Consider the following 13,716-nt stretch of genomic DNA (forward strand, 5'->3'; position numbering starts at 1 on the left):
GGAACGGCCTGGGCCCAGCACACCGGCATCGACCGGGGCGAGGTGCGGCTCGACGACGGGCCGTGGCGGCAGGCGGTGCTGTCGGCCGAAGTCACGGTCGATGCCTGGCGGATGTGGTGGGCCGAACTCGACGCCTCCCGCGGCGGTCACACGGTGACCGTGCGCGCCACCGACCGTACGGGGGCCACCCAGACCGACCGGATCGCCGACGTCGTGCCCGACGGCGCCACCGGCTGGCACACGATCACCTTCACCGCGTCCTGACCGCGGGCCCCGGCGGGTCCCCGATCGCTCGACCGCGGGGCCCCGGCACCCGGATTGTGTCTCTGGTCATGCCTCCGACCAGCGACTTTGTGCCTACGTTCACAAGTGGCTACCGTATTCCCGTACCCCTGCACCGTGGCCCGGCATCGAACCGGACTTCTGCCGGAAGGTCAAGGGGCAGTTTCAGGATCGGTGTGTCGAAACGGTGTTGACGGTGTCGGACGAGGAGGCCAGCGTGGTCGCACGGCGTGGCCGGCGCAATGGCGCGGAGGTTTCGCGGGTGGCGCGAAAGCTCGACGCCGACAACGCACCCACCGCCGAAATGCCCGCGGTCCAGCCGGGTGCGCCGGCAGGTGAGCAGGTGCGGGCCAAGTCCATCCCGGAGGCGGCGGTCGCCCGCCTGGCGGTCTACCTCCGGGTGCTCTCCGCCATGGCCGAGCAGGGCGCCACCACCGTGGCCAGCGAGGAACTCGCCGGGGTCGCCGGGGTGAACTCGGCCAAGTTGCGCAAGGACCTGTCCTATCTCGGCTCCTACGGCACCCGCGGCGTCGGCTACGACGTGCAGGTGCTCGTCGGCCAGATCGAGCGCACCCTCGGCCTGACCCGCCAGCACAAGGTGGCCGTGGTCGGAATCGGGAACCTCGGTCATGCGTTGGCCAATTATGGCGGGTTCCCCGGTCGCGGGTTTCCCGTCGAAGCGCTGTTCGATGTGGACCCGGATCTGATCGGGGTGCCGGTCGGCGGGATCCCGGTTTCCCACCTCGACGACATCCCGAAGGTGTGCGCGGAACGGGGCATCTCGATCGGTGTGATCGCGACGCCCCCGACCGCCGCCCAGTCGGTGTGCGACCGGCTGGTCGCGGGCGGGGTCGGCTGCATCCTGAACTTCGCGCCCGTGGTGCTGCAGGTGCCCGAACACGTCGAGGTGCGGAAGGTGGACCTCGCGGTCGAGCTGCAGATCCTGTCCTTCCACGTGGCGCGGCGCGCCGACGATACGAATGGGTCCCACGCGGTGGGCAACGGAATGGTGGTGCGGTAAGAGTGAGCGTCCTGGCTGTCGGGCTTTCGTATCGCACCGCCGATCTGCGGACCCTGGAACGGGTCGCGGTCGGCGCCGAGGAGTTCGGCAAGGTGCTGCACCAGTTGCAGCAGGCCCCCCACGTGAACGAGGCGATGCTCGTCTCCTCCTGCAACCGCGTCGAGGTCTACGCGGTCGTGGAGACCTTCCACGGCGGCCTGGCCGAGGTGTCCGAAGTGCTCGCGCAGCACGCCGGATGCGAGGTCGGCGAGCTCTACGACAACCTGTACGTGCACTACGCCGGTGCCGCGGTCGAGCACATCTTCTCCGTCGCCTCCGGCCTGGACTCCATGGTCGTCGGCGAGACCCAGATCCTCGGCCAGATCCGCAACGCCTACGCCACCGCCCGTGAGGCCGGCACCGTCGGCCGCACCCTGCACGAGCTCATCCAGACGACTCTGCGCGTCGGCAAGCGCGTGCACAGCGAGACCGGGCTGGACGCCCTCGGCGCCTCCGTGGTGTCGGCGGCGCTGGCCGAGGTCGAACGCATCGAGGGCAAGCACGCGGTGATCGTCGGTGCCGGTTCGATGGGCGCGCTGTCGGCGGGCCAGCTGAGCAAGGCCGGGATCGGCCGGGTCACCGTGGTGAACCGCACCCTGGACAAGGCGCACCGGCTCGCGGGCAAGGTCACCGGTCTCGGGGTGCCCGCGTCCGCGGCGGGACTCGACGAGCTCGCCGTCCACCTGGACGCGGCGGACGTCGTGGTCACCTGCACCGGGGCGCAGGACGTGGTGGTGGCGGCCGAGCACGTGCTGCCCCGTGTGGACCGGCCGCTGGTGATCTGCGACCTCGGGCTGCCGAGGGACGTGCACCCGGAGGTCGCCGAGGTGCCCGGGATCCGGGTGGTGGACCTGGAGACGATCCGCACCCGGATGAGAAACGGGGGCACCGGCGCCAGCGAACGTCAGGTCACCCGGGCCAACGGCATCGTGCTCGACGAGGTGCGCGAGTACCTGGCGGGCCAGCGCAGCGCCGCCGTCACGCCGACGGTGACCGCCCTGCGCAAGCGGGCCGCCGAGGTGGTCGACGCGGAGCTGCTGCGGCTGGACAACCGCCTTCCCGAGCTCGAACCGGCGGTGCGCGAGGAGTTCGCCCGCACCGTCCGCCGGGTGGTCGACAAGCTGCTGCACGCGCCGACCGTGCGGGTCAAGCAGCTCGCGGCCGACCCGCAGGGCACCGACTACGCCAGCGCGCTACGGGAACTGTTCGAGCTCGACCCGGCCTCGCCCGCCGTGGTGGCGAGCTCGAACGCCGAGCGCGTCCCCAACCTGGACGGTGAAATCCAGTGACACGGACCATCAGGATCGGGACGAGGGGAAGTGCCCTCGCCCTGGCACAGACCGGCATGATCGCGGACGACCTGCGCCGCGCCGGGCAGGACGTGGAGATCGTCACGATCACCACCCCCGGCGACCGCTCGCAGGCCCCGATCGCCGAGATCGGGGTCGGGGTGTTCACCTCGGCCCTGCGCGAGGCCCTGCTGAACAAGCAGGTCGACGTCGCGGTGCACTCGTACAAGGACCTGCCCACGGCGGGGGAGCGCGGGATCGTGCTCGCCGCCGTGCCGCCGCGGGAGGACCCGCGTGACGCGCTCGTCGCGCGGGACGGGCTGACCCTCGGCGAGCTTCCGCCGGGCGCGAAGGTGGGCACCGGCTCGCCGCGGCGCTCGGCCCAGCTGCGTGCGCTCGGCCTCGGGCTCGAGGTGGTGCCGATCCGCGGCAACATCGACACCCGGTTGCGCAAGGTGCACGACGGTGAGCTGGACGCGGTGATCCTCGCCAGAGCGGGTCTGGTCCGCCTGGGCCGGGCCGACGAGATCACCGAGGCACTGGACCCGATCCAGATGCTGCCCGCGCCCGCGCAGGGGGCGCTCGCGATCGAATGCCGCGTCGACGACGTGGACATCGAACACATGCTCCGGTCCACTGTGGACGACCCGTCCACCAGGGCCGCGGTGACCGCGGAGCGGGCCATGCTGGCCGCGCTCGAAGCCGGTTGCAGTGCCCCGGTGGGCGCGTTGGCGGAAGTGGTGGAGGACCTCGGCGCGGACGGTTCGGTGGTCGAGCGGATCTCGCTGCGCGGGGTCGCCGCCGCCGGGCTCGACGGGGAGTCCGTGGAGATGATCAGGGCATCGGCCGTCGCCGACAAGAGCGAAGCGGAGCGACTCGGCCGGGACCTGGCCGCGGAGCTGCTCGACCTGGGCGCCGGCGCGTTGTCCGGCCCGGGCCGCACCGTGAGTTGACAGAACATTCCGATGGAGAAAGAAACACAATGACCCCCGCGCGGAATACCGCTGGGCGCGTCGCGTTCGTGGGCTCCGGCCCCGGCGACGCCGGATTGCTGACCGTTCGTGCCCAGGAACTGCTGGCCAAGGCCGAGGTCGTGGTGACCGACCCGGATGTGCCCGCCGCCGTGCTGGCCGAAGCCAGTGCCTCCGCCGAGGTGCGGCCCGCCGTCGGGGAACCGGGTGAGGTGGCGAAGGACCTGGCGGGTGAGGCCAAGGCAGGCCGCCTCGTGCTGCGCCTCGTCAGCGGTGATCCGCTGACCCTTCCCGCGGTCGTGGCCGAGGTGCACGCCGTGGCCAAGACCAGCGCCGTCTTCGAGGTCGTTCCCGGGGTTTCCCCGGGCGCGGCCGTGCCCGCCTACGCCGGTATCGCGCTCGGCGGCACGCACGTCGAGGTCGACGTGCGCGGCGGTGAGGTGAACTGGGCCGGTCTGGCCGCCACTCCCGGGCCGATCGTGCTGCACGCCACGTCGAGCCACCTGGCCGAGGCGGCGGGCGCACTGGTCGAGCACGGCCTGCCGTCGACCACGCCGGTCGCGGTGACCTCGAACGGCACCATCAACACGCAGCGCACCGTGGACAGCACGCTGGCCACCCTCGCGCAGGACGCGGGCGAACTGGTCGGCCCGCTCGTGGTGACCATCGGCGAGGCCGCCGGGCAGCGTTCGAAGCTGTCCTGGTGGGAGTCCCGCGCCCTCTACGGCTGGAAGGTCCTGGTGCCGCGCACCAAGGAGCAGGCGGGCGAGATGGCCGAACGGCTTCGCGGCCACGGCGCGACCTCGCACGAAGTGCCCACCATCTCCGTCGAGCCGCCGCGCAGCCCGGCGCAGATGGAGCGGTCCGTCAAGGGCCTGGTCGACGGGCGCTACCAGTGGATCGTGTTCACCTCGGCCAACGCCGTGCGCGCGGTGTGGGAGAAGTTCGAGGAGTTCGGTCTGGACGCCCGCGCGTTCTCCGGCGTGAAGATCGCCTGTGTCGGCGAGTCGACCGCGGAGCGCGTGCGCGCCTTCGGCATCAATCCCGAGCTGGTGCCCAAGGGTGAGCAGTCGAGCGAGGGCCTGCTCGCCGAGTTCCCGCCGTACGACGACATCCTGGACCCGGTGAACCGGGTGCTGCTGCCGCGCGCGGACATCGCCACCGAGACGCTGTCGGCGGGCCTGATCGACCGCGGCTGGGAGGTCGACGACGTCACCGCCTACCGCACCGTCCGGGCCGCCCCGCCGCCCGCCGAGACCCGCGAGATGATCAAGACCGGTGGTTTCGACGCGGTGTGCTTCACCTCGTCGTCGACCGTGCGGAACCTGGTCGGCATCGCGGGCAAGCCGCACACCCGGACCCTGGTGGCCTGCATCGGCCCGAAGACCGCGGAGACCGCGGTCGAGTTCGGCCTGCGGGTGGACGTGCAGCCGGAGAAGGCCGACGTGCCGCACCTGGTCGACGCGCTCGCCGCGTACGCGGCGAAGCTGCGTGCCGAGGGCGCGCTGCCGCCGCCGCGCAAGGCCAAGCGCACCCGCCGTTCCTGAGCACGGTCCGCGAAGTGCCCTCCGCCCCTGTGGTGGAGGGCACTTTCGTATCCCCAGGGCCGGTCGGGGCCCTTCACCGGAGTACCGTCGGCAGCGTGTTTCCCGAGCATCGTCCCCGCAGGTTGCGTGGCACGGCGGCGCTGCGGCGCCTGGTGAGTGAGACCACGCTTCGTCCCCGCCAGCTGATCCTTCCCCTGTTCGTCGCGGAGGGCGCCGACCAGCCGCGGCCCATCGCGAGCATGCCTGGTGTCGTCCAGCACACCCGTGATTCGCTGCGCAAGGCCGCGGTCGACGCGGTCCGCGCGGGCGTGGGCGGCCTGATGCTCTTCGGCGTGCCGGAGGAGCGGGACGCCACCGGCTCCGGCGCGGTCGCCGAGGACGGCGTCCTCAACGTCGCCCTGCGCGATCTTCGTGCCGAACTCGGTGACGACACCGTGCTCATGGCCGACACCTGCCTCGACGAGTTCACCGACCACGGCCACTGCGGCGTGCTCGATGCTTCCGGCGCGGTGGACAACGACGCGACGCTCGAGGTGTACGCCGAGATGGCGGTGGCGCAGGCGGAAGCCGGGGCGCACCTGCTCGGGCCGAGCGGGATGATGGACGGTCAGGTCGGCGTGATCCGCCGCGCCCTCGACGAGGCCGGGTACACGGGCACCGGCATTCTCGCCTACTCGGCGAAGTACGCGAGCGCCTTCTACGGCCCGTTCCGCGAAGCGGTGGACTCGCAGCTCAAGGGCGACCGCAAGAGCTACCAGCAGGACCCGGGCAATGCGCGTGAGGCGCTGCGGGAGATCGAGCTCGACCTCGCCGAGGGTGCCGACGCGATCATGGTCAAGCCCGCACTGGCCTACCTGGACGTGCTGCGGGCCGCCGCCGAGCTGTCACCGGTGCCCGTCGCCGCATACAACATCTCGGGCGAGTACGCGATGGTCGAAGCCGCCGCGGCGAACGGCTGGCTGGACCGGGAGCGCACCATCCTGGAGGTGCTCACCTCGATCCGCCGGGCGGGTGCGGACATGATCCTCACCTACTGGGCGACCGAGGCCGCCGCCTGGCTCGACTGAGCTGTTCCCCGCCGCAGGCGGCGGCAAGTATTGTCTGGGGCGTGAGCGAACCTGGGATCCCGACCGGCCAGACGCCCGAGCCGGTCGCCCCGCCGACCCCGGTGCGGATCTCCTTCGTGCTGTGGGTCGTCTCCGGCGTCCTGCTGATCGTCAACTACGTGCTCGTCCTGCTGTACCGGCAGCGGATCGTCGACGAGTACCTGAAGACGAACAAGGATCCCCGCGTCAACCGCGACAACCTCACCCACGGCGTCACGATCGCGATGACGCTGGCCCTGATCGCCGCGGTGTGCGTCACCGCGCTGCTGCTCCTGTTCGCCTGGAAGGCACGCCAGGGCACGCGGTCCGCCCGCACGGTGGTGACCGCGCTGTATGTCGCCGTCGTCGTGGTGCAGCTGCTGACAGGGCTGCTGTCGTCGTTGTTCACGGAACTGTCGGCGCTGCTCGGTTTCATCGCGCTGCTGCTGATGTACCTGCCGAAGGTGAGCGGCTACTTCCCGAAGGTCGGCCGTACCCTCCCGTGAGCGAGGCGCGGTATCTCGAGTACGGGGCGAAGTGGCGGGCCCTGTCATACGGCCCGCTGTTCGCGCTGGCCGGCCTCCTGGTCGAACTGGCGACAGGCAGGCCGCACACGGTCGCCTGGGTACTGGTCGCACTCGGTCTCGCCGTGATCACCGCGCCTTGGGTGCAGGCCCGCCGCCGGTTCCTCACCGTCCGGGTCACCGGCACCGACCTGTGGCAGGGCCGGGAGCAGGTGCCGCTCGGGCAGATCGCCGAGGTCACCGATGTCGGGGCCCCGGCGGGGGCCCGGGTGCTCGGTGGGGGGTGGAGCGCGCCGCGCCAGTACGACGAACTGCCTCTCCGGCTGACCGACGGCACGGTCGTGATCGCCTGGGCGAAGGACGTGCCCGCTCTCCGCGCCGCGCTGACCGCTGCCCAGGCGCCGGACACCCCTCGGCCGTGACGCCGGTGGAGATCGTGAGACGCTGGTCTGCGTGAACGAGGTTCAGGCTCAGGCGGCTCAGCTGCACCGGCCGTGGCGGAAACTGGTCGCGGTCGCCGAGTTGCTGGTGGCCGGGGCCGCGGTCTGGCTGGCCTTCCCCTGCTGGCAGCTGGGCGTGAGAACCGTCACGGTCACCTTGAGCGACGGGACGGTCCTGGTCTCCACCCGTTACTTCGGCAACTGGATGTCGGCGGCCGTCGGACTGGGCATGCTGGCCGCGATCCTGCTGGTCGACGCGGTGCGTGAGGTCATGCTCGGCGCCCGCGTGAAGCGCCGCCGACGGAACGCGAAGCAGGAGCAGGACGCCTCGAACGACGATTACGTGGCCCACCTGAACGGGGCTTGACAGCCCTTTTGCGAGACTGGAAGTCGTGACGCACGGAGTCGATCAGTCCAGGGCATGGTTCGAACGGGCAGCCGCCGCGACGCCCGGCGGGGTGAACTCGCCGGTTCGCGCCTTCAACTCGGTCGGCGGCACGCCGCGGTTCATGGTCCGCGGTGAGGGTCCCCACCTGTGGGACGTCGACGGGAACCGCTACGTGGACCTCGTCTCCTCGTGGGGGCCCATGATCCTGGGTCACGCCCACCCCGAGGTGGTCGCCGCGGCGCGGGCGGCCGCGAGTTCGGGGCTGTCCTTCGGCACCCCGACGACCGGTGAGGTCGAACTCGCCGAGGAGATCATCACGCGGGTCGATCCGGTACACCGGGTCCGACTGGTGAACTCGGGCACCGAAGCCACGATGAGCGCGATCCGGCTCGCGCGCGGGTTCACCGGCCGCAGCAGGATCATCAAGTTCGCCGGTTGCTACCACGGTCACGTGGATGCCCTGCTCGCCCAGGCGGGCTCCGGGGTCGCCACGCTCGGCCTCCCCACCTCGCCCGGTGTGACCGGCGCGCAGGCGGCCGACACGATCGTCTTGCCCTACAACGACATCGAAGCCGTCCGTCAGTCCTTTGCGGACAATCCGGACTCGATCGCGGCGATCATCACCGAGGCCGCGGCGGGCAACATGGGCGCGGTGGCCCCGGCCGCGGGCTTCAACGCCGCGCTGCTCGACCTCGCGCACGAGCACGGCGCCCTGCTGATCATGGACGAGGTGATGACCGGGTTCCGGGTCTCGCGCTCGGGCTGGTACGGCCTCGAATCGGTGCCCGGCGACCTGTACACCTTCGGCAAGGTGATGTCCGGCGGGCTGCCCGCCGCCGCGTTCGGCGGGCGCACCGACGTGATGTCCCGGCTCGCCCCCGGCGGCCCGGTCTACCAGGCGGGCACGCTTTCCGGGAACCCCGTGGCGGTGGCGGCGGGCCTGGCCACCCTCCGCGCCGCGGACGAGGAGGTGTACCGCGCCCTCGACCTCAACTCGCAGCGCCTCGGCGCGCTGTTCACCGACGCGCTCACCGCGGCCGGTGTGCCGCACCACGTCGCCTACGCCGGGAACCTGCTCAGCGTGTTCTTCACCGAGGAACCGGTCCGCAACTACCACGACGCGACCAACTCGCACACCTGGCGCTTCCCGCCCTTCTTCCACGCGCTCCTGGAGCACGGGGTGTACGGCCCGCCCAGCCCGTTCGAGGCCTGGTTCGTCAACGCGGCCATGGACGACGCCGCCTTCGAGGTCATCGAGGCGGCGCTGCCCGCGGCGGCGGCCGCCGCGGCGGCCGCGGAGGCCGCCCGGTGACCACGATCGTGCATCTCCTCCGGCACGGCGAAGTTCACAACCCGGACGGAATCCTCTACGGCCGTCTGCCCGGATTCCGGCTCTCCGAGCGGGGGCGGCGCCAGGCCCTCACGGTCGCGGAGGCGGTCGCCGGGCACGACATCACGCACGTGGTTGCCTCGCCGCTGGAGCGCGCGCAGGAGACGGCCGCGCCGATCGCCGGCGCGCACCGGCTCGACGTGCACACCGATCCTCGGCTGATCGAGGCGGCGAACGACTTCGAGGGGCAGCGCGTGGCCGTCGGCGACGGCGCCCTGCGCCAGCCGCGGCACTGGCCGAAGCTGCGCAACCCGTTCGTGCCCTCCTGGGGCGAGCCGTATCTGGAGATCGCGCACCGGATGCTCGGGGCCGTCCACCGTGCCCGCGCGGCGGCCGAGGGGCACGAGGCGTTGTGCGTCTCACACCAGTTGCCGATCTGGACGCTGCGCCGCTTCCTCGAAGCGAAACCCCTGTGGCACGACCCCCGTCGCCGCCAGTGCTCGCTGGCCTCGCTGACCAGCCTGGTGTTCAACGGGGAGGAGCTGGTCGACATCGTCTACAGCGAGCCGGCCGGTGCCACCGACCCGAAGGTGACCGGGGCATGAAACGGCTGCTCATCGCGCTGCTGGGACTGGTGCTGCTGGCGGGCTGCTCGACCGGCAGGGACGCGGTCAACCAGGGCAACACCTTCGAGTTCGTCTCGCCGGGCGGCAAGACCGACATCTTCTACAACGGGGACGAGCGCAAGCCCATCCCGAACCTGTCCGGCGAAGACCTGATGAACCAGGGCAAGCAGATCTCGCTCGCGGATTTCGCGGGCAAGGTCACGGTGCTCAACGTCTGGGGCCAGTGGTGCGCCCCGTGCCGCACGGAAGCCCCCGAGCTGGAGAAGCTCTTCCAGCAGAACCAGGCCGCCGGAGTGCAGGTGGTCGGCCTCGACGTGCGGGACGACGACCGGTCCGCGCCGCAGGATTTCGTGCGTGATCGTGGCCTCACCTACCCGTCGATCTATGATCCACCGGGCCGCAGCCTGCTGCGCCTGTCCGGCTATCCGGTGAACGTGGTGCCCTCCACGATCGTGCTGGACCGGCAGCACCGGGTGGCCGCGGTGTACCTGCGCAGCGTCCTGGCCAGCGACATCGCGCCGCTGGTGCAGCGACTGGCAGCCGAGTAGACACCGAGTAGATACCGAGTAGACCCGGCCGCACCCTGCCGCGGGCGCCTCGGCGCGGCCGGGGCCGGATGGGCGGACCCGACGAACTCACACGAAACACACTGCTTACCCTCAGCAGAGTGAACTCCTCCGTGACCGAGCTGGCGACCTCCGGTCCGCTGCTCGTCGCCGCCGGAGTCGCCCTCGTCGCGGGAGCCATCTCGTTCGCCTCCCCGTGCGTCGTACCACTGGTGCCGGGCTACCTCGCCTACCTCGCCGCGCTGGTCGGCGCGGAGGCGCCGGCGGTGAGCGTGGACGAGGGCCGCAAGAAGGGCCGCTACGCCGTGGTCGGCGCGGCCGCCCTGTTCGTGCTCGGGTTCACCGTGGTGTTCGTCGCCGGTATCGGCACCCTGGTCTGGCTCGCCGACGCCATGCTCGGCAACCAGGCGCTGCTGCAGCGTATCGGCGGTGTGGTCACCATCGCGATGGCCCTGGTCTTCCTCGGGTTGTTCCCCGCACTACAGAAGGACATCCGCTCGCACCGGGTGCCGCGCGGCGGGCTGCTCGGGGCGCCGCTGCTCGGCGCCGTGTTCGGGCTCGGCTGGACGCCGTGCATCGGCCCGACGCTGTCCGGCGTGCTCGCGATGGCCACCGCGACCGGCACCGCCGGCGCGCGGGGCTTCGTCCTCGTCCTCGTCTACTGCCTCGGCCTCGGCCTGCCGTTCCTGCTGATCGCGCTCGGCGCCCGATGGGCCGTAAGGGCCACCGACTGGTTGCGGCGGAACGGCCGGCGCGTGCAGCTGTTCGGCGGTGCCCTGCTGCTGGTGGTGGGCGTGCTCCTGGTCACCGGCCTGTGGGGTGAACTGGTGAACTGGCTGCGCAACGCGCTCGTCACGGACACGGTGCTGCCGCTGTGACCGCCACCGAAGCGCCACCGAAGTCGCCGGAGCCACAGAAGCCCTATCGGGCAGGTCCGGTGCGGCAGGCGCTGGCCTTCGTCCGCAACACCTGGCGCGGTCTGACTTCGATGCGGACCGCGCTGATCCTGCTGTTCCTGCTGGCGCTCGCCGCGATGCCCGGCGCGCTGCTGCCTCAGCGCGTGCTCAACGCGACGAAGACGGACCAGTACATCACCAGCCACGGCTGGTGGGGCACCCTGCTGGACCGGCTGCAGTTCTTCGAGGTCTATTCCAGCGTCTGGTTCTCCGCGATCTACCTGCTGCTGCTGGTGTCGCTGGTCGGCTGCCTCACCCCGCGCACCGGCGAGTACCTGCGCGCGATCCGCGCCAAGCCGGTCCTCACCCCGCGCAACCTGTCCCGGATGCCCCACTTCCGGGAGGGCACCGTCGGCCAGAGCACCGAAGAGATGCTCGAGAAGGCCCGCAAACGCCTGCGTGGCTGGCGGATCGCCGAACGGGACGAAGGCGACGGCGTCCGGTCCGTCAGCGCGGAAAAGGGCTACCTGCGGGAGACCGGGAACCTGGTCTTCCACTTCGGCATGCTCGGGCTGATCGTGGCCTTCGCCCTCGGCAAGATGTACAGCTACGAGGGCCAGGTCATCGTCCAGGCCGACGGTTCCCAGTTCTGCAACTCCGGGGTCTTCGCCTACGACACGTTCAACCCGGGGCTGCGCGTCGACGGCACCCGGCTGGACCCGTTCTGCGTCAAGGTCAACGACTTCAACGCGACCTACACCGCCGTGGGCCAGCCGCTGCACTACCGGGCGGACATCCAGTACCAGTCCGGCGCGGACCTGGAGACCGGCAGCTGGCGGCCCTACCAGCTCGAGGTGAACGAGCCGCTGCGGACCGCGGGCGACCGCGTCTACCTGCTCGGCTACGGCTACTCGCCGCGGTTCACCGTCACCTACCCGGACGGGACGACCCGGACGCAGACGACCCAGTGGCGCGCGTCGAACCAGGCCACGATGCTGTCCGAGGGTGCGACGAAATTCGATCCCCCCGGCGTGACGGACGCGGCCGAGCGGCGCACCAGGCAACTGGCGATCACCGGGCTGTTCGCGCCCTCGTCGCTGCTGCACGGCGGGATCCTGACCTCCACCGGCCCCGGGCTGGTCAACCCGATGGTCGCGATCGACGTGATGCGCGGCGATCTCGGGCTCGACTCCGGCCGCGCCCAGTCGATCTTCTCCATCGACCAGTCGATGGTGAAGGACGGCAGGCTCAAGCGCGTGGCGCGCAAGAACCTCGCGGTCGGGGAGTCGGTCACCCTCGACGACGGCACCAAGGTGAGCTTCGACGGGGTCCAGAAGTACGCGTCGCTGCAGGTTTCGCACGACCCCACCCAGGACTACGTGCTGGTCTTCGCGATCGCGATGCTGCTCGGTCTCGGGGCGTCCTTGCTGGTCAAGCGGCGCCGGGTGTGGCTGCGCGTCCGCCCTGCGGACGGCGACGGAAAAGGTACGGTGGTGCAGGTGGCTGGACTCGCCCGCACCGACCAGGCGGGATACGGGGAGGAGTTCACGCGCATGGCGGACGAGTTCCTCACTGAGGGAAAGAGGAAGTAGGCATGCCGATCAACGAGACGCTGTCCCGGTACAGCGACTGGTCGTACACCACCGCGACAGCGATCTACGTACTGGCGCTGCTGTTTTTCCTGATCGAGCAGTCCTTCGGCGTCAAGAGCCGCCGCGCCGCCGCGAGCGCCGGGGCCCGCGCCCGCGAGCTGGTCGGGGCGGGTGGCCCTGGCACCACCGAGGTCACCGCGGGCACCGGGACCGATGCCCCGGCGGTGACGCCCCCGGCGCTGCCCACGGGCCGTGCCGAGCGGATCGGCCGGATGGGTGCCGCGCTGACCGTGCTCGGTGTCCTGCTGCACCTGACCGCACTGGTGCTCCGCGGGTTCGCGACCGATCGCGCGCCGTGGGGCAACATGTACGAGTACATCATGCTGGCGACCTTCATCGGCATGGCGACCTGGCTGCTGGTGATCAAGAAGTTCCCGGTGCGGCATCTGTCCGGGTTCATGATGCTGCCGATCGTCATCCTGATGTTCATCAACGGCACGCTGCTCTACGCGACCGCCGCCCCGGTGCAGCCCGCGCTCCAGTCGTACTGGCTGGTCATCCACGTCTCCGCGGCCGCCATCTCGTCCGGCATCTTCCTGGTTCCCGGCGTGGCCAGCATCCTGTACCTGATCCGCCAGTCGCACGAGCAGAACCCGGCCCGCTTCGCGAAGTTCGCCGGCCGCCTGCCCGCCGCCGACGTGCTGGACCGGGTCGCCTACCGCACCACCGTGCTCGCCTTCCCGCTGTTCACCTTCGGCGTGCTCTGCGGCGCCGTGTGGGCGGAGTCGGCCTGGGGCCGGTTCTGGGGCTGGGACCCCAAGGAGACCACCGCCTTCGTGGCCTGGGTGATCTATGCGGCCTACCTGCACTCACGGGCGACCGCCGGCTGGCGGGGCGGCCGCGCTGCCGTGATCAACATCTTCGGGTTCGCCGCGACCGTGTTCAACCTGTTCTTCATCAACCTGGTCACCGCGGGCCTGCATTCCTACGCCGGGGTGGGCTGATGACGCCACCGCAGTCGCGGGGAGAGTCATATTTTTCCGACGAGAGCACCGACTCCACGCCTTATCCGGGGCCGGTGCCTTCGTCGTACCCGCCACCGCCTCCCCGGGGACAGGAC

Annotated in this window: 14 protein-coding genes and 1 pseudogene; all 15 read left to right on the top strand. The window is 71.0% G+C overall.

The genetic code is table 11. The features are described from left to right. Positions 1 to 264, top strand: a pseudogene (locus FNH05_RS17505) (molybdopterin-dependent oxidoreductase); the annotation flags it as partial. Positions 265 to 499: 235 nt separating this feature from the next. Then, positions 500 to 1,303, top strand: a complete 804-nt coding sequence (locus FNH05_RS17510; protein WP_144589719.1) for a redox-sensing transcriptional repressor Rex — start codon at positions 500 to 502, stop codon at positions 1,301 to 1,303. Positions 1,304 to 1,305: 2 nt separating this feature from the next. Beyond that, positions 1,306 to 2,631, top strand: coding sequence for a glutamyl-tRNA reductase (locus FNH05_RS17515; protein WP_144589696.1), 1,326 nt, complete (start codon positions 1,306 to 1,308; stop codon positions 2,629 to 2,631). After that, positions 2,628 to 3,584, top strand: coding sequence for a hydroxymethylbilane synthase (gene hemC / locus FNH05_RS17520; protein WP_186382593.1), 957 nt, complete (start codon positions 2,628 to 2,630; stop codon positions 3,582 to 3,584). Before FNH05_RS17515 ends, hemC begins: the two co-directional genes overlap by 4 nt. A 29-nt stretch (positions 3,585 to 3,613) precedes the next feature. Next, positions 3,614 to 5,149: a bifunctional uroporphyrinogen-III C-methyltransferase/uroporphyrinogen-III synthase gene (locus FNH05_RS17525; RefSeq protein WP_144589698.1), complete on the top strand. Its 1,536-nt coding sequence runs from the start codon at positions 3,614 to 3,616 to the stop codon at positions 5,147 to 5,149. A gap of 95 nt (positions 5,150 to 5,244) precedes the next feature. Continuing rightward, positions 5,245 to 6,216, top strand: a complete 972-nt coding sequence (hemB, locus tag FNH05_RS17530) for a porphobilinogen synthase (protein WP_144589700.1) — start codon at positions 5,245 to 5,247, stop codon at positions 6,214 to 6,216. A 41-nt stretch (positions 6,217 to 6,257) separates the two neighbouring features. Then, entirely contained in the window at positions 6,258 to 6,740 is a 483-nt protein-coding gene (locus FNH05_RS17535; RefSeq protein ID WP_144589702.1) for a hypothetical protein, read from the top strand. Next, positions 6,737 to 7,180, top strand: a complete 444-nt coding sequence (locus FNH05_RS17540; protein WP_144589704.1) for a DUF3093 family protein — start codon at positions 6,737 to 6,739, stop codon at positions 7,178 to 7,180. Before FNH05_RS17535 ends, FNH05_RS17540 begins: the two co-directional genes overlap by 4 nt. Positions 7,181 to 7,211: 31 nt before the next feature. Then, positions 7,212 to 7,565: a hypothetical protein gene (locus FNH05_RS17545; RefSeq protein ID WP_144589706.1), complete on the top strand. Its 354-nt coding sequence runs from the start codon at positions 7,212 to 7,214 to the stop codon at positions 7,563 to 7,565. Between the two features lie 25 nt (positions 7,566 to 7,590). Continuing rightward, on the top strand, positions 7,591 to 8,898 hold the full coding sequence (gene hemL / locus FNH05_RS17550) for a glutamate-1-semialdehyde 2,1-aminomutase (protein WP_144589708.1): 1,308 nt from the start codon (positions 7,591 to 7,593) through the stop codon (positions 8,896 to 8,898). Continuing rightward, positions 8,895 to 9,521, top strand: a complete 627-nt coding sequence (locus tag FNH05_RS17555; RefSeq protein ID WP_144589710.1) for a histidine phosphatase family protein — start codon at positions 8,895 to 8,897, stop codon at positions 9,519 to 9,521. Before hemL ends, FNH05_RS17555 begins: the two co-directional genes overlap by 4 nt. Then, positions 9,518 to 10,090 (top strand): TlpA family protein disulfide reductase, encoded by a 573-nt coding sequence (locus tag FNH05_RS17560; protein WP_144589712.1) that lies wholly within the window; start codon positions 9,518 to 9,520, stop codon positions 10,088 to 10,090. The genes FNH05_RS17555 and FNH05_RS17560 overlap by 4 nt, the downstream gene beginning before the upstream one ends. Positions 10,091 to 10,158: 68 nt before the next feature. Further along, positions 10,159 to 10,986: a cytochrome c biogenesis CcdA family protein gene (locus FNH05_RS17565; protein ID WP_144589714.1), complete on the top strand. Its 828-nt coding sequence runs from the start codon at positions 10,159 to 10,161 to the stop codon at positions 10,984 to 10,986. Beyond that, the gene (gene resB / locus FNH05_RS17570; RefSeq protein ID WP_144589715.1) at positions 10,983 to 12,596 is read left to right on the top strand and encodes a cytochrome c biogenesis protein ResB; all 1,614 of its coding nucleotides are present in this window, start codon (positions 10,983 to 10,985) and stop codon (positions 12,594 to 12,596) included. Before FNH05_RS17565 ends, resB begins: the two co-directional genes overlap by 4 nt. 2 nt (positions 12,597 to 12,598) lie before the next feature. Beyond that, positions 12,599 to 13,600 (top strand): c-type cytochrome biogenesis protein CcsB, encoded by a 1,002-nt coding sequence (gene ccsB, locus FNH05_RS17575; RefSeq protein WP_144589717.1) that lies wholly within the window; start codon positions 12,599 to 12,601, stop codon positions 13,598 to 13,600. Positions 13,601 to 13,716: the final 116 nt, after the last annotated feature.

The sequence above is a fragment of the Amycolatopsis rhizosphaerae genome (genome assembly GCF_007713715.1).
GTDB lineage: Bacteria > Actinomycetota > Actinomycetes > Mycobacteriales > Pseudonocardiaceae > Amycolatopsis_E > Amycolatopsis_E rhizosphaerae.